This is a genomic window from Corynebacterium pseudodiphtheriticum (genome assembly GCF_023509295.1).
Lineage (GTDB): Bacteria > Actinomycetota > Actinomycetes > Mycobacteriales > Mycobacteriaceae > Corynebacterium > Corynebacterium pseudodiphtheriticum.
The window spans coordinates 1,478,223-1,499,370 of record NZ_CP091864.1 but is presented as its reverse complement, the minus strand read 5'-3'; the positions used below and the strand labels follow the sequence as shown (position 1 = coordinate 1,499,370).

The following is a 21,148-nucleotide window of genomic DNA, read 5'->3' as shown; positions in this document are numbered from 1 at the left end:
GCCATGACCGAATTGGATAAAAGCCTGTCGGCTAAGAAATCAGATCTAGGCCAGCCGGTGTTGGAGCTGCGGGATACCAGCGTGGTGTTCAAAACCCGCACCGGTAGTCTGTTTAGCCCGAATAAGGTGCAAGCGAATAAAGGCATTAACTTCCAGATCTACCGCAACGATATTGTCGGCATTGTCGGCGAATCTGGCTGCGGTAAGTCTACCCTGGCCAAAGTCATGGTGGGGCTGCAGAAACCTACCTCTGGCGAGGTGCTGTTTAAAGGCGAGCAGTTGGGTTGGGGGAGGTCTGCACGCAAACAAATGGGAAAATCAGTTTCTGTGGTTTTTCAGGATCCAGCAACCTCATTGAATCCACGTATGAGCGTGCAGCAGCAATTGCTGGATCCGTTGAATGTGCATGGGGTGGGCTCGCATAGTGATCGTCTCAGTCGTGTCCGTGAGCTGTTGTCACTAGTTGGCTTGCCGCAGTCAGCACTCAACGTGTTACCGCGGCAGATATCCGGTGGCCAGCGCCAGCGCGTCGCGATTGCCCGTGCACTGGTATTGGAACCGGATGTCATCATCGCAGATGAGCCGACGTCCGCGCTTGATGTTTCCGTGCGTGCGCAGGTGCTTAACCTGTTATTGGACCTCAAACGTGAAATGGGCTTGGGCTTGGTGTTCATTTCCCACGATATCAACACTGTGCGTTACGTATCCGACCGGATTTGCGTGATGCTCGGTGGGGAAATCGTGGAAGAAAACACTACAGAGGAGATTTTCGGTAACCCGCAGCATGAATACACGCGCGAGTTGCTAAGCGCCGTGCCGTCGCTACTAGGGGAATAGCCTGGAAAATCCCAGCAGACTCTGTGGGTTTTGTGCGAAAAATGAGTGATAGTTAACACTTTTTGGGTTCATAAAGGAACCCTATTAGTCTCTTAAGTATGAGATTAAAGAAAGTTGCGTTCGTTCTGAGCGCCATTGCTGTTGCTGTCACCGGCGCGGTAGCGCCACAAGCCAATGCCGTTCGGGGAGGCCATGACGTCTCCCCCGATGACAAAAAGGCACAGAATATCGTCATTATCGGCGGCTGCACGGGTACGGTCATCAGCCCGCACTGGGTCCTCGCCGCAAAACACTGCTTCCGAGAAGGTAACCACCCGATGCCGGTCACTGCTGGCATCGACAAAAAGGGCGGCCGCAAAGGCTCGCAGGAAACTTTCTATGCCCCAAGCGGTGACATTTCGCTTGTGCGGATGTCCATGTATTCTGCCTTCGATTTCGACAGCTACCCACAATTGGCTTCCGAATCGCCTCAGGCTGGACAGACCGGAACCTTCTACGGTTGGGATAATCGAGCACACAATTACTTGCAGCAATCGACCGCTGAGGTACAAGGTAGCTACCAGGACGGCAGTTATAGCAACGGCAAGATGTTTGTTGTGCACCACCAAGATGGTGCCTATTCCAAACCAGGTGATTCCGGCGGGCCGCTTTTTATTGATGGAAAGCTGGCGGGTGTGGCCTCGGCAATCTCTGGCAACGGTGTGCCACTGAACCTCGCTGATATTGCGGCGCAAAAAGAGTGGATCGCGGAAAAACTGGCGACTACAGGAGACACCGCGAATTTCTAACACAGTTCTCCTGCCTGCTGCCTGACAGTTTTTGGTCTATTTCTTGTCGTCCGTTTCGACCGTGACATTACCGGTGAGCTTCCACCCATCGCCTTCTTCGTATTCGAATTCCGGGGCTTCGACTTCGTTGCCATCTTTGTCGTAACCTGGCGCTGGCTTGTTTTCGGCTTTCTCCAGTTTTTCCGGAGTATCAGTCTTTTCCCAGCGGCGGGTGCGCACGCGTGTCGAAGCTGCGTAGTCGTTGCCCATACCCTTCAGCAATGAGATCATGATGAACCCTTGCATGATGAAGAATGGCAGCGCGACGATGGTCACCACTTCCTGGATCGCTTGGATTCCTGATTCGTTGATGAACAATAAGGCAGCGGTTACCACACCGACAGCAATCGCCCAGGCGACGCGGTAGTAGGTAGGGGATTTGGCCTCTTCACCGGTGGCGAATGTATCCATCACCAGGGCTGCGGAGTCAATTGAGGTGATGAAGAAAATCGTGATGACCACCAAAGCAAGGGTGCCGGATACGGCATACAGGGGGTATTGCTCTAACAGCGCGAACAAGGCAACCGGGGTGTTGCCTTCTTCAACGACTGGTCCGGTCAGCACACCGGGATCTTCCAGCTCCATTTCAATGGCGGAGCGGCCAAAAATGGAGAACCATACGATGACAAAAATCGTCGGCAAGGCTAGTACGCCACCGATGAATTCACGTACGGTGCGCCCACGTGAGATACGTGCGATGAACATGCCGACGAACGGCGACCAGCATATTGTCCACGCCCAGTAGAAGGCTGTCCAGGAATTTAGCCACCCTGGGTTCTCGTTGTAGGAGTCTACCCAAAACATCAGTTCCGGCAGGCTGCTGGCATAAATTCCGAACGCTTCCGTCGTGTGGTTAATAACTTTCAGTGTTGGGCCCATGACGGCAACGAAAATCATCAGCAGCACGGCACCGAGTATGTTCAGGTTGGATAGGATTTTCACGCCCTTGTCCAGGCCGGTGGCCACAGAAATCGAGGCAATCACGGTAATTCCGACGATGATCAGCACTTCTACCCAGCCGACTAGCGGCACACCCCACATGATGTTCAGTCCGGCGTTGATCTGCAGAACGCCCAGGCCGACGGAAACCGCCAGACCAAAGATTGTGCCGATGATGGCCATCGCATCAATCAGTTTGCCCGGCCAGCGGTAGACCATTCCACCCAGAAACGGTGAGAAGACCGAAGAGATGCGTGCGGGCATTTTGCGCTTGTAAATGAAATAGCCCATCGCCAAACCCGGCAGTACGAAAATGACCCACATGTGGGCAGCGAAGTGGTAGTAGGTGTATTCGAATGCCTGGGTGATGGCCTCTTGGCTCATCGGTTCCAGCTCACCGCGTGGTGGATTGTACGCGTGGTGAATTGGTTCAGCGGCACCCCAAAACAGCAGGGTAGCGCCTAGCCCGGCCGCGAAAAGCATGGCGAACCAAACCGGCAAGGAAAATTCAGGTTCGTCCTCGTCGTCGCCTAAGCGCAGTTTTCCGAATTTGGAGACGAAGATTCCGATCAGGAACACGAAGATGACGGAAAAACCACCGATATAAAGCCATGCGAAATTCCGCAGCAGTGTGTCGGAAGCATCGCTGTAGAGATCGCGCGCCTGGGAACCGAAGGCGATGGTTCCGGCTACGAAAACCGCCACGAAGATGGTGGCGGTGAAAAAGACGAAGGGGTCAGTTTGGAGCCGGAATCTGCGCTTAGTGGGTGCGGACTCGGTTGCGGACCCGGTTGATGATGTAGAAGGTGGCGTCATATTATTCCTGCCAGCTAGGTTACAAAGTTCTAGCAGGGATTATACTGAGCCTGACCTTGGCTGGGGAGATTTTTGTCCCGGCGCTGGGACGGAGGCGTCCTAGAACGGAGGCTCTTCGTCTAGCCCCAAGACGTGCAGGAGCTTGGATGCCGGCCAAATGGCGATCCCTTGACCTTTTTCGTTGAGTTCTTCCGCTCGCTTTTCTTTCGAGGTCTTTTTCGCCCATTCGCCGACCACCAAAATGGTGGTTTTCTTCGTGACATTTTTGCCGATTTGCGCGCCGCGTTCCGCAATGTCTGACCACAGCCGACCTTTGTCGTAAGGCTCGAATTCCCCGGTTAGGGTGACGTGTTCGCCGAATAGCGGATGGTTTGAGTCTGCATTGTGGTTCGCTTCCGGCACGGTATCTGGGGTGGCAACGGCTTGCCATGGTGCGGGCTGGCCACCACCGGATTTCGTTGTGGATTTCCCGGCTTTTTCGCTTGTCGACGCCTGCTGGCTGCTGTGGCCGGCTTGCGCGTTGCTGCCGGTGCTTTGTGCTCCGCCACCGGCTAACTCGCTGAGATCAGTGCGCAGTACGGGAAGGTGGGTGTCGCAGTGCACTTTGCCCAGTGCAAAATTATTGGTGGCATATAGCTCGGCAACGCTGCCGCGGTGATGTTCACGTAGGGCTAGCGCTACGAGTATCTCCCCGGTGGCGTAGGCGGCAGCGCCCGCGCTTTCTGTGGAAGCGGGGCTGTCTGTTGCGACGTCCAGTGCTTGGGCGATCGTGTCTAGTTCATGGTCGCGGACTGTGATGGTGGCGTGCGTGCTGGCGTTGCGGGCTAGGGCTAGCGTGCATGCGTAGCTGAATGTAGCGTGAGTAGCAGCGAGCGCCCGATGCAGCTGTGCTGCCTGATAAAAACCGTTGTGGGCGACGATCGGGGTCGAGCCGTCGGCAAGCTCTGGCGAATTTTGCACATGGTGCGCGAATTCCTCTAGGCTCCACGTTTTTTCTGTGTTGGCTTGGCCGTCGGTGTACTCCACGGTGTGGACGCGCAGTACGTTGTTGTATGAGGCTGTGCCGTTGGCATTGTCCTCTGCCGTGCCGTTGGCATTGGCCTGTGCTGTGCCTTCGGCGTTTGTATTGTCTTTCGTATTGTCTTCTGTATTCTTCTCGACGTTTCCAGTTGACTCGATAGCAATGGCCAGGAAATTTAGCCCGGCTACTGCGCCTTCGGCTGGAGCGTTTCCTTGCTGGGCGTCACGAATATCGGTGACGAATGCTTGTAGTGCTTTGGTGCTCGCTTGGCCAGGTGGGAAGGTGACTGACATATCAGTGCCATGGAGCACAACGAAGCCACACTCTAGTGCGGTGGGTTCGGTGGCTGAAATGCCGGTGATGTCAGCAATATTGATAGTTGAGACCGTGCGCGATTCGTCGCCGCGGTATAGCGCTGCGGATAATTCGCTACGCATCATGGTGATCGTGTCATTGGAGACGGTCAGCGTGGCGTTATGGGCTTGCGTCACGGCAGTGATCCTTCCTGGTTGTGCGGCTGTGGACTGGCAGTTCTGCTCATGGCACTGGGTTAACTCTGCTCATGGCACCGGGATTGCAGCCCTGCTAATAACACGGTAATGCCTCGTTCGACATCGGTGGTGCCAGCCCCGTTGCAATCGTTTGCGTTAGAACCATCGGTATTAGAGCTAGCGGATTTAGTGGCAGCCGAATTACTGGCGGCGAGCAATTGCTGAGCTGATTGTTCCATTATGCTTGCGCCGAACACTAGGTGTAGAGCCGAGGTGGCGGTAGCGATGACGTCGGCCTCGGCGTGGTCTGCGGCCCCGGCGTGATCTGCGGCCTCGGTCTCGCGGTGGGCGGTCGCAACGTGACCTTTTTCGGGAGTATTGGCAATGTGTCCAAGCTCGTGGTGAATGCTAGCCACAAGGCTGTCACATAGATGAGACCACAAGGGAGAATGTGGTTGTGAGACCGCTGCGTGCACTAGCTCGGCTCCATCACGGTGGGCAAGCAGTGTGGAGTGCAGCGTGGTGCAAAAATCCTGGGGGCTAGCGTACGTACTGCCCGGTGGTGCGTCGACAAGCGCAAAAACCGGCTGCAGAATCTTTTTTGCTACCGCTGTAATCAATTCTTGTTTGTTCGCGATATGCCAATAGAGGGCTCCTGCGGCAACGCCGAGGGAGTTCGCTACCCGTCGCATTGTCATATCCGCCAGCCCATAGGTGTCAAGAAGCTCCAGGGCCTGGGAGATGATGGTTTCGCGGTGTAGCTGCACAATTGCATAGTTTACGGCAGTCTGTTTTGTGTGTAGTACGTGATGGCGAGCGCCGCGATTCGCAGCGCCTAGCCTGAAGCTCACAGCAAGTTCCGAGGAAGTTTTCATGTTCGCACGCGGGGCAGGCTGTTAGGATTACGTGACGTTACGCCAAAGAGTTCAAGTATTCGCCTCCGTGGCGCTACCCCAAATATTCAAGGAGCATCCATGTCTTTGTCCCTGACACCCAAAAAAGCCATTGTGGCTCTCGCTGCACTGGCCCCACTGATTGTGGCTGGGTGCTCGTCGGCTGACGAGGAAACCGCTGCGAAAAACACTTCCACTGTCACCAGCACGTCGGAAACCCCTTCGGCAAGCCCAACCGAAGACCCAGAGCATAAGGACGAGCACGACAAGAAAGAAGAAGATCAGCACCCTGAGGGGCAGCAGCCGAAGCCTGGTAACCAAGCGGCAGCGGGCGGTGCCCCAGCACAGGGGGGCCACAATGGTCAGCCTGTCAACCCATTCGATCAGCAGCTCGACCAGCAGCGTTTGAATGTGGCTCCTGTCGAGGGTGGTCAGCCTGCCGACGAGCAAACCATCGGTGAGATTCGTCAGCTGTTGGATGGCGCGTACCAGCAGGAGACCCTGACGAAATTCATGCAGTACATCCCGAATAACACTTGCCGCGCGGCTTTGGATGAAATTGGTGGCGCTAATGCCTTCAATATGGATGAATTAGATCCGGCAACTCGTGCGCAATTCGACCGGGCATATGAACTTATGCCAAACCGCTCGTACATTGAGTCTGTCACCAACGTGCAGCGCAACGGCGACCGTGCTTCGGCAACCGTTACGGTAAACACCCCGCAGGGCAAGGATGAATCCATCCAGCGCTACCAGATCGAAGACGGCCAGTGGAAGTTCTGTAAGTAATTCATGGCTCGCAGTATTCCGCGCTGGTTGGGGGACCGGGCTGGCCTGATTGGTCTCTGGCTGATCGTGTATTCCGTTGGCGGCGCAATTTGGGGGTTGTTGCGCCCGACGTTTTCAGCGCAGGTTGTCAGTACCGAGAGTCTGATCCCAGATTATTCTGATTCCAGCCACTTCATAGCGTTTGCGACGTATGTGATCGCCACTGCCGCGATGTCCGTGGCATTGGCGATTTTCGCCTATCTTCTGCAAGGCTCCCGCAAATTCGTGGATTTGTTGTGGATTGGCGTGGTTGCTTTAGCAGGGGCAGTGTCATTTCTGGCCGTTGGTGATGTCGTTGGCATGAGTGTGCATGGCATTGGGGCTGCTGATCAGCTTGCGCCGGGGACTACGATCACGACGGTAGCTGCCGCCAAACCCGGTATTTCGGGTTACCTGGTCTCGCCATTCGTGGCTATGCTGGTGTATTGGTCGTTACAGGTTCTTAGTCCTGCGACGGAAACCACGACAAACCCTGTCGTGAAACAAACAGAAGACGCCTAGCCAGCATTAAGGAGCCACTACGGTGTTAAGCACGATCGACCTGCGAGGCCAAGTGCCCACCACTGCCCAATTGCGCCGTAGCCTGCCACGGGGCGGTACAGATATTACGTCGGTGTTGCCGACGGTCACGCCTATCATTGAAGCGGTGAAAACGGGCGGGGCGCAAGCGGCATTGGAATTTGGTGCACGTTTCGATCGCGTGCGGCCGGATTCTGTGCGCGTGCCAGTAGAAATTATGGACCGTGCCGTCGGTGAGTTGCAGCCGGATGTGCGTGCGGCGATTGAGGAAGCCATTGCCCGGACCCGCAAGGTACATAGTGAGCAAAAACCGCAATCGCATACGACCGAGCTTGCCGACGGCGCCTGCGTGACTGAGGTTTTCCGTCCGGTGGAACGCGTCGGCTTGTATGTTCCTGGCGGGCAGGCGGTGTATCCGTCGTCGGTAATCATGAATGCCGTGCCGGCACAGGAAGCCGGGGCAGAATCACTCGTAGTTGCGAGCCCGCCACAGGAAGATTGTGGTGGTTGGCCGCATCCGACTATTTTGGCTGTTTGCCGGTTGCTCGGTGTTGATGAAGTCTGGGCGGTTGGCGGCGCGCAAGCGGTGGCGCTGCTGGCTTATGGCGATGACGAGTTGTGTGAGCCGGTGGATATGGTCACTGGCCCGGGAAATATTTATGTCGCTGCCGCCAAGCGTCTCGTGCAAGGCGTGGTTGGTATTGATTCGGAGGCCGGCCCAACGGAGATTGCGATTATCGCCGATCACACCGCGAACCCGATTTGGGTCGCGTATGACCTGATCTCCCAGGCAGAACACGATGAGATGGCAGCGAGTGTCCTGATCACTGCTGATGAAGAGTTTGCCGCTCGTGTGAACGATGAGGTCGCAAAGCGCTATGGCGTGACTGCCAATCACGCTCGTGTCGAACAAGCCTTGCGCGGCCAACAGTCCGGCATTGTGCTTGTCGACGACATTGAGCAAGCCATACGTGTGGCAGATGCTTATGCGGCTGAGCATTTGGAAGTGCATACGGAAAATGCCCGCGAAGTTGCTGAACGCGTTCGCCATGCGGGAGCGATTTTTGTTGGGGAATATTCTCCCGTGCCGTTGGGCGATTACGTGGCCGGTTCTAATCACGTGTTGCCGACGGGAGGCACGGCTCGCTTCTCAGCAGGGTTGTCGACGCATACCTTCCTACGTCCGGTGAACTTGATTGACTACGATCGTGCAGGTTTGCGTTCGGTCGCAGAGCACGTGATTGCATTTTCGCAGGCCGAACAGCTGCCTGCCCACGGTGAGGCGATCCGGGCGCGTTTTGCTGGGCGTGCGGAAAACGCGGAGGGCTAGCGCATGGTCGATATTTCCCATTTGCCTTTGCGTGAGGAGCTGCGTGGCCAACGCGCTTATGGAGCCCCACAGCTTGCGGTACCAGTTGCGCTGAATACTAACGAAAATCCATACCCGCCGTCACCGGCACTAGTGGAGACGTTGTTGGAGGAGATCAGGCAATTATCTTCCCAACTCAACCGGTATCCGGACCGCGATGCGGTGCAGTTACGTGCGGACTTGGCGGACTATGTGACACGTCGGACCGGGGTAGAGGTTACTGGGGAAAACGTGTGGGCAGCCAACGGATCGAATGAGATTTTGCAGCAATTGTTGCAGGCATTTGGTGGTCCTGGCCGCAGCGTGTTGGGTTTCCAGCCGTCATATTCTATGCATCCGATTTTGGCCGCTGGTACACACACGGAATTTCTGAACGTTCCGCGGCGAGCAGATTTCACCGTCGATATCGATTTGGCACTGGCTACAATCGCCGAACACCGGCCGTCGGTTGTGTTTATTACGACGCCCAATAACCCGACTGGTACGCCCACTAGCTTGGACGAAATTGAGCAGCTCTGTCAGGCTGCTTATGCTGCCAACGGCATTGTGATTGTCGACGAAGCGTACGCGGAATTTTCTGCAAGCCCGTCGGCGACAACGCTGATCGCGAAGTATCCTGCCACACTGGTGGTTTCGCGCACCATGTCCAAAGCCTTCGATTTCGCGGGGGTGCGGCTGGGCTATTTTGTTGCTGATCCCGCTTTCGTGGAGGCCGTACAGTTAGTACGTTTGCCGTATCACCTTTCGGTGTTGACACAAGCTGCCGCCCGCGCTGCTTTGCGCCATGCTGATGAGACGCTGGCCGACGTCGGCAAGCTGATCGAAGGGCGCAATCATGTGGTTGCCGGGCTGGAAAAGTCCGGCTATACCGTGATGCCCAGCGAATCCAATTTTGTGTTTTTCGGAAAATTCGCTGAACAACACGAAGTCTGGCAGCAGTTTTTGGATCGTGGGGTGTTGATCCGTGATGTCGGCGTTGCCGGATATTTGCGGGCGACGATCGGTACACCAGAAGAAAACGAAGCCTTTTTGCAAGCAGCACGGGAGGTGCAGCGATGAGCGCACGCATTGGCACGCATCAACGGGCCACGAGTGAATCTGATATATCGGTAGAAATTAACCTGGACGGCCCAGCAGCAGCCGATATTGCCACTGGTCTGCCGTTTTTTGACCATATGCTTACTGCTTTCGCCGTGCACGGTGGCTTTGGGTTGCAGGTTGCGGCTCGTGGCGATATTGCAGTAGACGCTCATCACACTGTGGAAGATACCGCGATTGTTTTAGGCGAAGCTTTTGCGAAGGCGCTCGGAGATAAAGCCGGAATTACCCGTTTTGGCCAGCAGCAGTTGCCAATGGATGAAGCGCTGGTAGAAGCCGTGGTGGATATTTCCGGTAGGCCGTATTGCGTGTTTCGGGGAGAACCGGAGCACTTGGTGCACCAGATCATTGGCGGCCACTACGCAACGGTGATGAACGAGCATTTTTTTGATACTTTCGCCAAACACGCTGGGCTGACTTTGCATGTTCGCTGCCATTATGGTCGCGACCCGCATCATATCACCGAAGCAGAATTCAAGGCGGTGGCCCGAGCCTTGCGCGCCGCGGTGCAGATTGATCCGAAGCAAGCTGGCCATATCCCGTCTACTAAAGGTGCGCTGTAATGGCGAATCTATCGGTCTTAATCACATTCTTGTTCGCCGGTCTTCTCGCTGGTGGCGCCGTCAGTGCCTATCGTGCCGGTGCCAAAGCCTGGACGATTATTGCTGCTGTTGCTGCGCTGTCAGTGATAGTGCTGGCTATATGGATGATGATTATGCAGATGCCGTAAGCTGCGAAAAGTAGGTGAGCGACAGCACTGCGTAAAGCGAGGAGGCGATGCCGACGATGAGTCAACAGCATGGTGGTGACAACAACGACCAGCGTGAGCAGGCTGCTGGTGATGAGCAACCGCGGGTAGTCCAGTCGTCGGCGGGCTCGATCTGGAAAGTTCCCGGGTTTAGCTCCACGATGGTGGCGATTGGCGCTGCTTTCGGCGCGTTTTCTTTGCTGTTACCCGTGTTGCCTCTGGCGGTGCTTGATTCGGGAGGTTCTGCCACTCTTGCCGGTGGTGCTACCGGTTCGTTCATGGCTGCGACCGTCGCCATTCAGATCTTTACCCCGCAGTTGGTGCGTAAGTTTGGCTATAACCCGGTGATGATGGTTGCTGCCTTCATGCTGGGAGTACCCGCACTGGGGCATTTGTTAGGGATGGAACCGTGGGTGGTGCTGCTGTTTTCTGCTTTGCGCGGTACCGGATTCGGTGCCTTGACCGTTGCGCAGTCCGCTTTGATCGCAGAGTTAGTGCCTATTCGCCTGTTGGGTAAAGCCACTGGAATTTTGGGCGTATTCGTTGGCGGTGCGCAAATGGTGTTCATGCCTGTGGGTTTGATGATGGGCGATGCCTGGGGCTATCACACGGTGTATTACCTGGCAGCAATCACCGCTTTGATTGCGGTTGCCATGATTGTTCGGTTGCCGAAGCTATTCCCGGCCACCGCGGATGAAGACAACACCGGTGTTGTGCACGTATCTATGTGGAAATTAGTGCTCGTGCCCGCGCTGGCGATGACTAGTATCTCGATGAGCTATGGTGTGGTCTCGTCGTTCTTACCAGCTTCGGTTCGTGAAGCGGACCCAGCTACTGGTGCTGTTCTGGCCGGTTTCATGCTCTCGTTAATCGGGGCTATGACCTTCATCTTCCGTTTGGTTTCCGGTACGGTTGCCGACCGCACCGGAAAGCCGGGCATGTTGATGATCCCCATGCAGGTTCTTGGATTGTTCAGCATGTTGTTGATGGCCGTTGCGACTTATGCCGGATGGTCGATCTGGTGGCTGGTTTTGTCCGCACTGCTTTTCGGTGCCGCCTTCGGTGCTATGCAAAACGACGCGTTGCTGTCTATGTTTGATCGCCTACCGCGACACAAGTTCTCCGAGGCTTCGGCCGTGTGGAATATTTTTTATGACGCCGGTACTGGGCTTGGTTCTTTGGCTCTTGGCGCTCTGGTTGCCGGTTATGGTTATGCCGGAACTTACCTTGCCGCTGCGGGAATCGTTTTCTTATTAATGATTCTGACCAGCCTGGATGCTTTCATCGGTAAGCATCGGACCACCGAATATCACCATATCCGTGGGCGTTTACGGCAGGTGCCGGGAGCTCGCACGGCGGGTCGTGCATGGCGTGTCTCTCGCAGGGGTGCTTCCCGTTTGCGGTTTGGTAAGAAGTCATAGCCTAAACTGTCAGGCATGAGCCCGACTGTTGCCCTGCTTGATTATGGTTCCGGAAATATCCGTAGTGCTTACCGCGCCCTTGAACACGTCGGTGCGGACGTAGAAATTACCAAAGATCCGCAAGTTTGTCTGAACGCAGACGGCCTACTCGTGCCGGGGGTGGGCGCGTTTGCTGCGTGCATGCGTGGGCTGCATGAGGTGCACGGCCCCCGCATCATCGGCCAGCGCCTCGCCGGTGAGCGTCCGGTGTTGGGGATTTGCGTGGGCATGCAGGTGTTGTTTGAACACGGTGTGGAACATGACGAAGCCGCCGATGGTTGTGGTGAATGGCCGGGCACCGTCGAACGGTTGCAGGCGCGGGTATTGCCGCACATGGGGTGGAATACCGTGCAGCAGCCTGATTCGCCCATGTTTGCTGAGCTTTCCGACGACGAACGCTTCTATTTCGTGCATTCTTATGGGGTGCGCACCTGGCAATTAGATGGCACTGATTTTGCAGCCCCGCCGCGGGTTGCTTGGTCGGAGCATGATGGCGATCGTTTTGTGGCTGCTGTCGACAACGGTGCGTTGTGGGCAACACAATTCCATCCAGAAAAATCTGGTGCGGCTGGTTCGCAGTTGCTGCGGAACTGGATTAACACGCTATAACAGGCTGCACACCGTGCTAAAGGAACAAGAAAGAAGCTGTCATGATTTTTAGTCTTCTCCCCGCTGTTGATGTTGTCGATGGCCAAGCTGTCCGTTTGGATCAAGGCGCTGCTGGCACAGAAAAATCATATGGTGATCCGACTGCTGCTGCTCGCCGTTGGCAAGAGCAGGGTGCTGAGTGGATCCACTGCGTTGATTTGGATGCGGCCTTCGGGCGTGGCTCCAACCACGAGTTGTTGGCACAGATTGTGGCAGAGGTGGGGGTCAACATTGAGCTAACCGGTGGTATTCGTGATGATGCATCTTTGCAGCGGGCTCTAGCTACCGGTGCGCGTCGCGTGAATATTGGTACTGCCGCACTGGAGCAACCGGCATGGATCGAGCGAGTTTTAGCCGAGCATGCTGATGTCGTCGCGGTGGACCTCGCGGTGTTGCGCGATGAATCGGGCGAATGGCGTACTCGCGGTCGCGGTTGGGAAACCGACGGTGGGGACCTTTGGGAGGTGTTGGAACGTCTAGACGCAGCCGGCTGCCGACGCTTCGTTGTTACTGATGTGTCGAAAGACGGTACGCTGACTGGCCCCAACATCGATCTGTTGCGGGAAGTTAGTGCAGCTACTGAAGCAAATATTACGGCTTCGGGTGGGATTTCTAGCTTGGACGATGTGGCAGCCGTCGCCAAGCATGCCAATGAAGGGATAGATTCCGTGATCATTGGGAAAGCGTTGTATGAGGACCGTTTTAGTTTGTCAGCGGCAATCGAATTGGTGGATGGACTAGTAAGCAAGACCACACGTGGCTAAGATCGGGTTTTAATGGATGCATCCGAGAGCACTGCACGTGAGTCGAGAGCATATGAGACGAGTACGCAAGAATCGCTGCAGTACCTAGCACAGTTGGAAGAACTCCTAGGCAGGGCCGAGGAGATGTTTCGTGCTGGCTTCGGCACTGCGCCCGCTCGCAGAAAGTCCGGGGGATCGCCGGTGACCACTGTCGATTTCAGTATTGAAGAATATTTGCGCGACACATTGCAGGGGATCGCTGGGGCTACGGTCTGCGGTGAGGAGCACGGCGGTGAGATTGGCGCAGAACCTGCGTGGGTAATTGATCCGATCGATGGCACCGCGAACTTCGCGGCGGGCAATCCGATGTGTGCGATTAATGTTGCCTTGGTGGCGAATTACCGGCCGGTGGTCGGCATGATTGCATTGCCGTTGCTGCACAAGCGCATTAGCGCAGTAGCTGGTGGGGGAGTGTTGCGAAACGGGAAGCATTTTGTGCGCCATCGACCACACGGGCACATTGGGGCGTCCAATGTGGGGTCAGCTGCGGTGGATCAGGTTTCCGCACACCGTCGTGCACAAATGTTGGAAGACATTGTTTCGCAAGGCCTATCCACCCGTATTACTGGTTCGGTGGGGCTCGATTTGGCTTTTGCTGCCGAAGGAATTTTTGATGGCATTATGAATTTTTCACCGTTCCCCTGGGATAATGCTGCAGGGGCGTTGTTGAACGCTGAGGCCGGGTTGGTGGTCACTGACTTGGAAGGTCGGCCGTGGACGACACGTTCGCATGGCATCATTGCCGGCAGTGCTGATATTCATCATCGCTTGCACCGTTTGGTGCGAGAGAACTAGCGGCTCAGCTCAGGTCTTAAAATACGGTAAATACGGTCATAAACACCGGTCGGAAATAACGGTCAGAAAACTCGGTCGTAAACACAGGTCAAAAACTCGGCCAGAAACAATGGCCAGCAACAACGGCCAGAAATCTCAGTCAGAAACACCGGCCAGAAAATTCGGTTGGAAATACTAGAAAAGGGGCAGTGCTCATGAGCCTGGCAACGCGGGTGATCCCGTGCTTGGATGTAAAAGATGGCCGCGTGGTCAAAGGCGTAAATTTTACCGGCTTGCGTGATGCCGGTGACCCTGTGGAACTCGCTCGTCGCTATGAGGCTGAGGGGGCAGACGAGCTGACCTTCTTGGATGTTTCTGCTTCTCAGCAGGGGCGCGGCACCATGTTGGAAGTTGTGCGTGCTACTGCCGAGCAAGTGTTTATTCCTTTGACCGTGGGCGGTGGGGTGCGTAGCGCTGCGGACGTGGATGAGTTATTGCGTGCCGGTGCAGATAAAGTCTCGATCAACACCGCGGCTATTCATCGTCCAGAGTTGCTCCGCGAGTTGTCGCGTCGTTTCGGTTCGCAGTGCATTGTGCTTTCGGTGGATGCGCGTAGGGTAGCCGGAAATCCAGTAGCTGATATGCCTTCGGGTTTTGAAGTCACTACCCATGGTGGTTCGAAATCCGCAGGCCTCGATGCCGTTGAATGGGTGCGCACGGGCCAAGAACTTGGGGTCGGCGAGATTTTGCTGAATTCCATGGACGGCGATGGTACGAAAGCTGGTTTTGATCTCGAGCTGATCACCGCGGTGCGGAAGCACACGAATTTACCGGTAATCGCTTCGGGTGGGGCCGGGGCCGCCGAACATTTCCCACCAGCGATCGCGGCTGGTGCCGATGCGGTGCTTGCGGCGTCGATTTTCCACTTCGGGGAGGTCACTATCGATCAGGTTAAAGCCACCATGGTGACTGCGGGATTGACGGTGCGACGATGAGTACACAAGATAACCCCGCTGATTACGAGTTGGATCCGGCCGTCGGCAAGCGGCTTAAACTCAATGCTGCCGGTTTGCTCCCGGTGGTGGTGCAGGCAGCCGATACCGAGGAAGTGCTCATGCTGGCGTGGATGGATACTCATGCGTTGGCTTATACGCTGGCGACACGCCGTGGCACCTATTATTCGCGCTCTCGTCAGGAATACTGGATTAAAGGTTTGACTTCCGGCAATACCCAGCAAGTGGAGTCGGTGGCGCTGGATTGTGATGGCGATACGGTGCTGTTACGAGTTTGGCAAAGTGGGGGCGCTTGCCACACGGGTGATCGCACATGTTTCGATGCTGACGTTTTGCTAGCCTAAAATAATGTTTTCGCATCGGGTTTCTGCGCTGTTTTTGGGCTTGGGCGCTGCTGGTCTGTGGGGAGCGTCCCGGATGGATTGGGTGGTTGCTGACACCGCCGATGATTTGGCGGGGGATCGCTCAATTGCGATTAGTGGCGGGCAGTGGTCCATGGAAACCACCGCGCTTGCTTTGGTGATGTTGGCTGGGTGTGTTGCTGGCTTAGCGTTGCGGCGCTTAGGGCGTCGTGTGGTCGGCGTTATTTCTGCTTTGGCTGCCATTGGTGCTAGTTGGGCTGGCTTGACGATGCTGGCGGGGACCCCGGATCCGGAGCATGCTCGCAATGTGCTGCGTGCGGCCGCCACGAATGAAACCGCGGTGAATGCGGAAGGCATTAGCGAATGGGCCCATGTGGTGGCAGTGGAGCCAAATGTTGTTGGCCCGGTGTTGAGCTTGCTGGCCTGTGCTGTGGCGTTGTTTGCCTCGGTGCTTTTGGCTATGCGGCCGGGAGTAGATCCGGCTGCGGTGAACAAATATGAGCGGAAAGCTGCGCGTGAGGAAAAGCTTGAGCGCGAGTTGGCAGAAAGCCCAGATTCTGGACGCGTGTTGTGGGATGCGCTGGATGCCGATATCGATCCGAGCGAGCGCCCAAGCGGTGAGACGTCTTCTGATAATCCTAGGTTAGACGACCGCTGATTGCTGTGGGATACTCAAAGCATGATTCTGCGCATGATGGGTGCGCGTACACGAAGGGGTGGTAGCTGGTGACAACCGTGCTGGCAGCCGATGCCATCGTGGCTGAAATACTTGCCGACGTCGCCGCTCGTGAAGCCCACGTATCGTTTGCGGATATCAAAGCGCTTTCGCGGTCTGTGCCCAGCCCGCGCCCGGTAGTCGCAGAGTTGATTCGCCCTGGTTGCAGCATCATTGCGGAAATTAAACGTGCCAACCCTGTGCCGCATGTGCACGGTGGCGATGATTTTGGAGTTCGCGCCGATGCGCCGAGTTTGTTTGATTTCGATGCTGTGTCTTCGCTTGCCGACGTCGCCGGCTTGGCGCAAGGATTCGCGCAAGCCGGGGTGGCGGCGGTCGCCTGTCAGACAGAGCAGCTGCGTTTTCGTGGGTCCTTGGAAGATATGGCTACTGCCCGGGCCGCTAGTTCCGTCCCTATGCTGTGCCGGGACATCATAGTGGATCCCTACCAAGTGCATGAAGCCCGCTTTTTTGGTGCTGATATGGTTCCGCTGCAGGTAGAGCTATTAGCGCAAGCACGTTTGGTGGCATTGGTTGATCGCATCGAAAGCCTGGGGATGACGGCATTGGCAGAAGTGCGTAGCCCGGAACAAGCCCAGCGTGCGGTTGCCGCTGGGGTAAAAGTCGTCGGTATTAATGCCCGTGGCTTGCATTCGCGGCACTTAAATCCGCATCGATTTTCCGCTATTGTGCCTTGCTTGCCCAGTGATGTGGTGCGTATTGGCTTAGGCGGGGTAATGAGTGCCCGCGAAGTTTGGCGTTACGCCGGTTGGGGAGCGGATGCGGTGTTGGTAGGGGAAGCTCTCATGGCTGCGCCGCACCCGACGATGCTGGCCCGTGATCTGGTGGCAGCTGGTCTGCACCCAGCATGCCCTGTCTCGCGTAGTTGAGCGCGCCATCTGGTCATTGCTGTCTGCGGTAGCACCGCGCCTATCTGTCCGCAGCATTGGCCTGACTTAACGCGCTGGATTATGCTTTCTGGGCTTATGGCAGAATCCTAAGGCATGGCTACAGATTTTTTGGCGAATATTCCGTCTCCGCCGCAGGGGGTGTGGCAGTTGGGGCCACTGCCTTTGCGTGCTTATGCGTTGTGCATCATTGCAGGCATTATCGTCGCGCTGTATATTACGCAGGCTCGTTATGTGCGGGTTGGCGGCGACTCCAACGTGGTGTGGGACGCGGCGATTCTGGCGATTCCTGCTGGGGTCATTGGCGGCCGTGCTTATCACGTGATTACGGATCACCATAAGTATTTTTGTGCGGATTGTGACCCGGTGGATGCTTTGCGGATCACTAATGGTGGTTTGGGTATTTGGGGTGCGGTTGCATTGGGCACTGTTGCTGTGGCGGTGATGTTTAAAATTCGTGGAATTCGCCTGGCCCCATTCGCCGATGCTGCGGCTCCGGCCATTGTGCTGGCACAGGGCATTGGGCGTTTGGGCAACTGGTTTAACCAGGAGTTGTACGGGCGAGCTACTGATGTTCCGTGGGCGTTGGAGATTTACCAGCGCGTGGATGAAAACGGCAATTATGCCCCGGTTGCTGGAACATCCACGGGTGAGGTCATCGCGACGGTACACCCGACCTTCCTTTATGAGCTGTTGTGGAACGTTGCGATCTTTGTCTTTTTGTTGTGGGCGCACAAGCGCTTCCGTTTGGGCGGCGGGCAAGTCTTCGCGTTGTATGTGGTGGGTTATACCGCAGGTCGGTTCTGGATTGAGCTGATGCGTTCCGACGAAGCCACGTTGTTATTCGATGCAGTGCGTGTGAACGCGGTGGTTTCTGTGGTCGCTTGTGCTCTTGCGATCGTTGCCTTGGATGTACTGGGCAAGCGCTTCCGTCGCCAAGTTCAGGAGGGCGCGGTGGATCCGGCGGCTCCTGCTAAACCGGAAAACTCTGACTAGCGGTGTGCTAAGCGGGTAAACTTAGGCGACGTGGACAGACGAACAAAGATTGTATGCACACTTGGACCAGCCGTCGCCAGCCAGGAAGCCATTTCGGGCCTGGTTGCTGACGGGATGAACGTTGCTCGCCTGAACTTTTCGCATGGTGAACACGAAGATCACCAGCGCAATTATGAATGGGTGCGCCAGGCTGCCGCGAAAAGTGGCAAGGCTGTTGGTGTGCTGGCTGATCTACAAGGCCCGAAGATTCGCCTGGGCCGGTTTGTTGAGAATGAAACCTATTGGGCAACCGGCGAAACGGTGCGTATCACCGTCGATGATGTGGAAGGCACCCATGATCGGGTGTCGACCACCTATAAAAATCTTGCCGACGACGCCCGCCCGGGCGATCGACTATTGATTGATGACGGCAAAGTCGCCGTAGAATGCGTTGAAGTCGACGGCACCGATGTGGTCTGTCGTGTGACTGAGGGCGGCCCGGTATCCAATAACAAGGGTGTTTCTTTGCCCGGAATGAATATTTCCGTGCCGGCGCTGTCGGAAAAGGACGTTGAAGACTTACGCTTTGCGTTACGCCTAGGCGTGGACTTTATTGCGTTGTCGTTTGTGCGCTCACCATCGGATGTGGATTTAGTCCACGCGATCATGGATGACGAAGGCCGCCGCCTACCAGTGATTGCGAAGTTGGAGAAGCCTGAGGCTGTCGACGCTTTGGAGTCCATCATCTTGGCTTTCGATGCGGTTATGGTTGCCCGTGGCGATCTGGGCGTGGAAGTCCCGCTGGAGCAGGTCCCGCTGGTGCAGAAGCGCGCGATTCAGATTGCACGCGAGAATGCGAAGCCGGTGATTGTGGCCACCCAGATGTTGGATTCGATGATCGAGAATTCACGCCCGACGCGCGCGGAGGCCTCGGATGTGGCCAATGCGGTGCTCGACGGTGCTGATGCGGTGATGCTGTCGGGAGAAACTTCCGTGGGCGTAGATCCGCACAACGTGGTCCGTACTATGGCGCGCATTGTGCTGGAAGCCGAAACCATTGGTGAGCTGCCTGATCTGGGGCATATCCCACGCACCAAACGCGGTGTGATTGCGTATTCTGCCCGCGACATCGCCGAGCGTTTGAACTCCAAGGCTCTCGTGGCGTTTACTACCTCGGGAGATACGGCCAAGCGTTTGTCGCGTCTGCGATCCCAGCTGCCACTGTTGGTATTCACCCCGCACGAGTCAGTGCGCTCACAATTAGCACTGACATGGGGCGTGGAGACATTCTTGTGTCCGGAGGTCGCTTCGACCGATGAAATGCTGCACGTGCTGGACCGCCAGTTGGTTAAGGTCGATGGTTATCACCGCGACGACGTAATCGTGCTGGTTGCTGGCACTCCACCTGGGGTTGAAGGCAATACCAACATGGTGCACGTCCACGCGATCGGCGAAGACGTGCGCATTACGCCACAGAACTAAACGGCAAAAACATGAGCGCGCAACAACCAGGGCAATTGCTCTAAGCCGCTACGAAACTCAGCAGTGCACCGGCACCCGCAAGGGTGGTTGCGTGCACTGTTGGTTTATATTCGGGCACAAAGTTCGCCTGGTGATTGACTGGCACATCTGTGTCTATGGTGCCGCGGGCGGCGGCCTCATCCCACAGCTGGCGTGGCGTCGAACCCACGAACCAGAACAAGTAAGGCACGTTCCATGCCTTGGGCAAATAGGTGAAATCTTCCGAGACCGTGGAACGCTGCGCTGTTACGCTCTGTTCACCAAAAGTCGCATCAAAAGTTGCACGCACACGGTCAAAAACTGCGTCGTTGTTATCAACCACCTCGCCGTGGGCATAAAAATGAAACTCCGGTTCTTTCGTGGAACCAGAAGCATCGACTTCTGCTTGCACCACGCGCTTGAGCGCAGCGTATACGCGTTCTGCTAATTCCTCGTCGTAATAGCGGGTGTTGAGCACCAGCTCCGCGCTGTCCGGAATGATGTTGTTAGTATCGCCGGAGCGCAGCGTGCCCACAGAAATCACGAAGAACTCATCAGGAGCGACTTCCCGGCCCACAATCGCCTGCAAACGAGTAACGATCATCGCCGCCGTATACGTTGGGTCAATCGACTTGTGCGGCATGGATGCGTGGGCGGACTTGCCAAAAATAGTGACCTTGATGGAATCGCAGCCAGCCATCAGCGGCCCGCGCCGGGTTTGTACTTCGCCTGCGCGCCCAGGCATGACATGTTGGCCCAGGCATACATCTGGGGCGGGGATCTTGTCGACGAGGCTGTCCTCGATCATGAGCTTGGCACCGATGGAGGATTCTTCGGCTGGTTGGAATAACGCAATAACTGTACCGGCCCAATGCTTGCGGAGATTGTCTAAGATTGCCAGCGCCCCGAGCAGGGCAGTGGTGTGCATATCGTGCCCACAGGCATGCATGTTTTTGCCATCGACAAACAACGCATCAAAATCCGCACGCATGAGGGCAGTTGGAGTTTCCTCTGTAGCTTGGTTGCGCATAACAGCGGTGATGCCGTGGCCGCCAATTCCGGTGGTGACCTCGACATCAAAGCGCTGGAGGGCGGTGTGGATGGCTGCGGCTGTGCGTTCTTCCTGGTGGGAAAGCTCGGGGTGTTCGTGGAGGTCGTCATAAAAAGCTTGCTGCCAGGAAAGATCCGCGGTGTGGTTATTGAGCAGGTCAGCAATGTGTTGTGGATTGGGGCTGACTTGTGAAGTTTTTGAGTGCTGAGACATGCAAATAATGCTAGCTAAATAGCACGAGGATGAATGCAGAGAGGAAGTATCCGAACTTGTCTTTTGAAAGCTGACACGACCATTACTGGCGAGAGCGGGGAGTGAGCGGAGTACCCCCGGTATAAGGTGGTGTGGTCCGAAGCGCATCTGGGCCAGTATGAAAATTCCACGAGCAAAAAACCGGTTTGTGCAGCTCAGATGGGTAATAATTTTTCTAAGCCGAGATTTTGTCTGCGCGGTAGGAAAATGCTTAGTAAGACCGGAAAATTTTCCAAGGTTTTCTTGTGCGGAATGTAGCAAAGCTATAACATTCTGGCTGTAAGTGTTATCGGCAGCTGGG

The 21,148-nt window shown here is 56.0% G+C and carries 22 protein-coding genes; 18 read left to right on the top strand and 4 right to left on the bottom strand.

Going from position 1 to position 21,148, the window contains the following annotated elements; all coding sequences use genetic code 11:
- Positions 1-3 precede the first annotated feature (3 nt).
- Both L9H78_RS06715 and L9H78_RS06710 read left to right on the top strand, forming a co-directional pair.
- On the top strand, positions 4-837 hold the full coding sequence (locus L9H78_RS06715; RefSeq protein WP_249617374.1) for an ABC transporter ATP-binding protein: 834 nt from the start codon (positions 4-6) through the stop codon (positions 835-837).
- Between the two features lie 98 nt (positions 838-935).
- The gene (locus L9H78_RS06710) at positions 936-1,625 is read left to right on the top strand and encodes a S1 family peptidase (RefSeq protein ID WP_249617373.1); all 690 of its coding nucleotides are present in this window, start codon (positions 936-938) and stop codon (positions 1,623-1,625) included.
- Between the two features lie 36 nt (positions 1,626-1,661).
- Here L9H78_RS06710 and L9H78_RS06705 read toward each other — a convergent pair whose 3' ends face one another.
- The 3 genes from L9H78_RS06705 to L9H78_RS06695 all read right to left on the bottom strand — a co-directional run bounded on the left by L9H78_RS06705 (position 1,662) and on the right by L9H78_RS06695 (position 5,698).
- Positions 1,662-3,419 carry a BCCT family transporter gene (locus tag L9H78_RS06705; protein ID WP_249619624.1) on the bottom strand — a complete coding sequence of 586 codons (1,758 nt, stop codon included), beginning with the start codon at positions 3,417-3,419 and terminating at the stop codon, positions 1,662-1,664.
- A 99-nt stretch (positions 3,420-3,518) separates the two neighbouring features.
- Positions 3,519-4,931 (bottom strand): hypothetical protein, encoded by a 1,413-nt coding sequence (locus L9H78_RS06700; protein WP_249619623.1) that lies wholly within the window; start codon positions 4,929-4,931, stop codon positions 3,519-3,521.
- Between the two features lie 59 nt (positions 4,932-4,990).
- On the bottom strand, positions 4,991-5,698 hold the full coding sequence (locus tag L9H78_RS06695; RefSeq protein ID WP_249619622.1) for a TetR family transcriptional regulator: 708 nt from the start codon (positions 5,696-5,698) through the stop codon (positions 4,991-4,993).
- A 207-nt stretch (positions 5,699-5,905) separates the two neighbouring features.
- Here L9H78_RS06695 and L9H78_RS06690 point away from each other — a divergent pair, with 207 nt between their 5' ends.
- The 16 genes from L9H78_RS06690 to pyk all read left to right on the top strand — a co-directional run bounded on the left by L9H78_RS06690 (position 5,906) and on the right by pyk (position 19,526).
- Entirely contained in the window at positions 5,906-6,613 is a 708-nt protein-coding gene (locus L9H78_RS06690) for a hypothetical protein (RefSeq protein WP_023019272.1), read from the top strand.
- A 3-nt stretch (positions 6,614-6,616) separates the two neighbouring features.
- The gene (locus L9H78_RS06685; RefSeq protein WP_249619621.1) at positions 6,617-7,153 is read left to right on the top strand and encodes a hypothetical protein; all 537 of its coding nucleotides are present in this window, start codon (positions 6,617-6,619) and stop codon (positions 7,151-7,153) included.
- A 22-nt stretch (positions 7,154-7,175) separates the two neighbouring features.
- Positions 7,176-8,501, top strand: coding sequence for a histidinol dehydrogenase (gene hisD, locus L9H78_RS06680; protein WP_249619620.1), 1,326 nt, complete (start codon positions 7,176-7,178; stop codon positions 8,499-8,501).
- A gap of 3 nt (positions 8,502-8,504) precedes the next feature.
- Positions 8,505-9,599: a histidinol-phosphate transaminase gene (locus tag L9H78_RS06675; protein ID WP_249619619.1), complete on the top strand. Its 1,095-nt coding sequence runs from the start codon at positions 8,505-8,507 to the stop codon at positions 9,597-9,599.
- Positions 9,596-10,201 (top strand): imidazoleglycerol-phosphate dehydratase HisB, encoded by a 606-nt coding sequence (hisB, locus tag L9H78_RS06670; RefSeq protein ID WP_249619618.1) that lies wholly within the window; start codon positions 9,596-9,598, stop codon positions 10,199-10,201. Before L9H78_RS06675 ends, hisB begins: the two co-directional genes overlap by 4 nt.
- Positions 10,201-10,368: a hypothetical protein gene (locus L9H78_RS06665; RefSeq protein ID WP_249617364.1), complete on the top strand. Its 168-nt coding sequence runs from the start codon at positions 10,201-10,203 to the stop codon at positions 10,366-10,368. The genes hisB and L9H78_RS06665 overlap by 1 nt, the downstream gene beginning before the upstream one ends.
- A gap of 56 nt (positions 10,369-10,424) precedes the next feature.
- On the top strand, positions 10,425-11,807 hold the full coding sequence (locus L9H78_RS06660; protein ID WP_249619617.1) for an MFS transporter: 1,383 nt from the start codon (positions 10,425-10,427) through the stop codon (positions 11,805-11,807).
- A gap of 15 nt (positions 11,808-11,822) precedes the next feature.
- A complete protein-coding gene (gene hisH, locus L9H78_RS06655; RefSeq protein ID WP_249619616.1) occupies positions 11,823-12,455 on the top strand; it encodes an imidazole glycerol phosphate synthase subunit HisH in 633 nt (210 codons plus the stop codon).
- Positions 12,456-12,496: 41 nt separating this feature from the next.
- A complete protein-coding gene (gene priA, locus L9H78_RS06650; RefSeq protein WP_249619615.1) occupies positions 12,497-13,258 on the top strand; it encodes a bifunctional 1-(5-phosphoribosyl)-5-((5-phosphoribosylamino)methylideneamino)imidazole-4-carboxamide isomerase/phosphoribosylanthranilate isomerase PriA in 762 nt (253 codons plus the stop codon).
- Between the two features lie 12 nt (positions 13,259-13,270).
- Complete coding sequence (locus L9H78_RS06645; RefSeq protein ID WP_249619614.1) at positions 13,271-14,092, top strand: inositol monophosphatase family protein; 822 nt, start codon at positions 13,271-13,273, stop codon at positions 14,090-14,092.
- Positions 14,093-14,286: 194 nt separating this feature from the next.
- Complete coding sequence (gene hisF, locus L9H78_RS06640) at positions 14,287-15,066, top strand: imidazole glycerol phosphate synthase subunit HisF (RefSeq protein ID WP_021352406.1); 780 nt, start codon at positions 14,287-14,289, stop codon at positions 15,064-15,066.
- Complete coding sequence (gene hisI / locus L9H78_RS06635; RefSeq protein ID WP_249619613.1) at positions 15,063-15,428, top strand: phosphoribosyl-AMP cyclohydrolase; 366 nt, start codon at positions 15,063-15,065, stop codon at positions 15,426-15,428. The genes hisF and hisI overlap by 4 nt, the downstream gene beginning before the upstream one ends.
- A 4-nt stretch (positions 15,429-15,432) precedes the next feature.
- Positions 15,433-16,104 carry a TIGR02234 family membrane protein gene (locus tag L9H78_RS06630; protein ID WP_249619612.1) on the top strand — a complete coding sequence of 224 codons (672 nt, stop codon included), beginning with the start codon at positions 15,433-15,435 and terminating at the stop codon, positions 16,102-16,104.
- A gap of 68 nt (positions 16,105-16,172) precedes the next feature.
- Positions 16,173-17,051: an indole-3-glycerol phosphate synthase TrpC gene (locus tag L9H78_RS06625; protein ID WP_249619611.1), complete on the top strand. Its 879-nt coding sequence runs from the start codon at positions 16,173-16,175 to the stop codon at positions 17,049-17,051.
- Positions 17,052-17,165: 114 nt separating this feature from the next.
- Positions 17,166-18,065: a prolipoprotein diacylglyceryl transferase gene (gene lgt / locus L9H78_RS06620; RefSeq protein ID WP_249619610.1), complete on the top strand. Its 900-nt coding sequence runs from the start codon at positions 17,166-17,168 to the stop codon at positions 18,063-18,065.
- 30 nt (positions 18,066-18,095) lie between these two features.
- A complete protein-coding gene (gene pyk, locus L9H78_RS06615) occupies positions 18,096-19,526 on the top strand; it encodes a pyruvate kinase (protein ID WP_249619609.1) in 1,431 nt (476 codons plus the stop codon).
- Positions 19,527-19,566: 40 nt separating this feature from the next.
- Here pyk and L9H78_RS06610 read toward each other — a convergent pair whose 3' ends face one another.
- Positions 19,567-20,808, bottom strand: coding sequence for an amidohydrolase (locus L9H78_RS06610; RefSeq protein ID WP_249619608.1), 1,242 nt, complete (start codon positions 20,806-20,808; stop codon positions 19,567-19,569).
- Between the last annotated feature and the right edge of the window lie 340 nt (positions 20,809-21,148).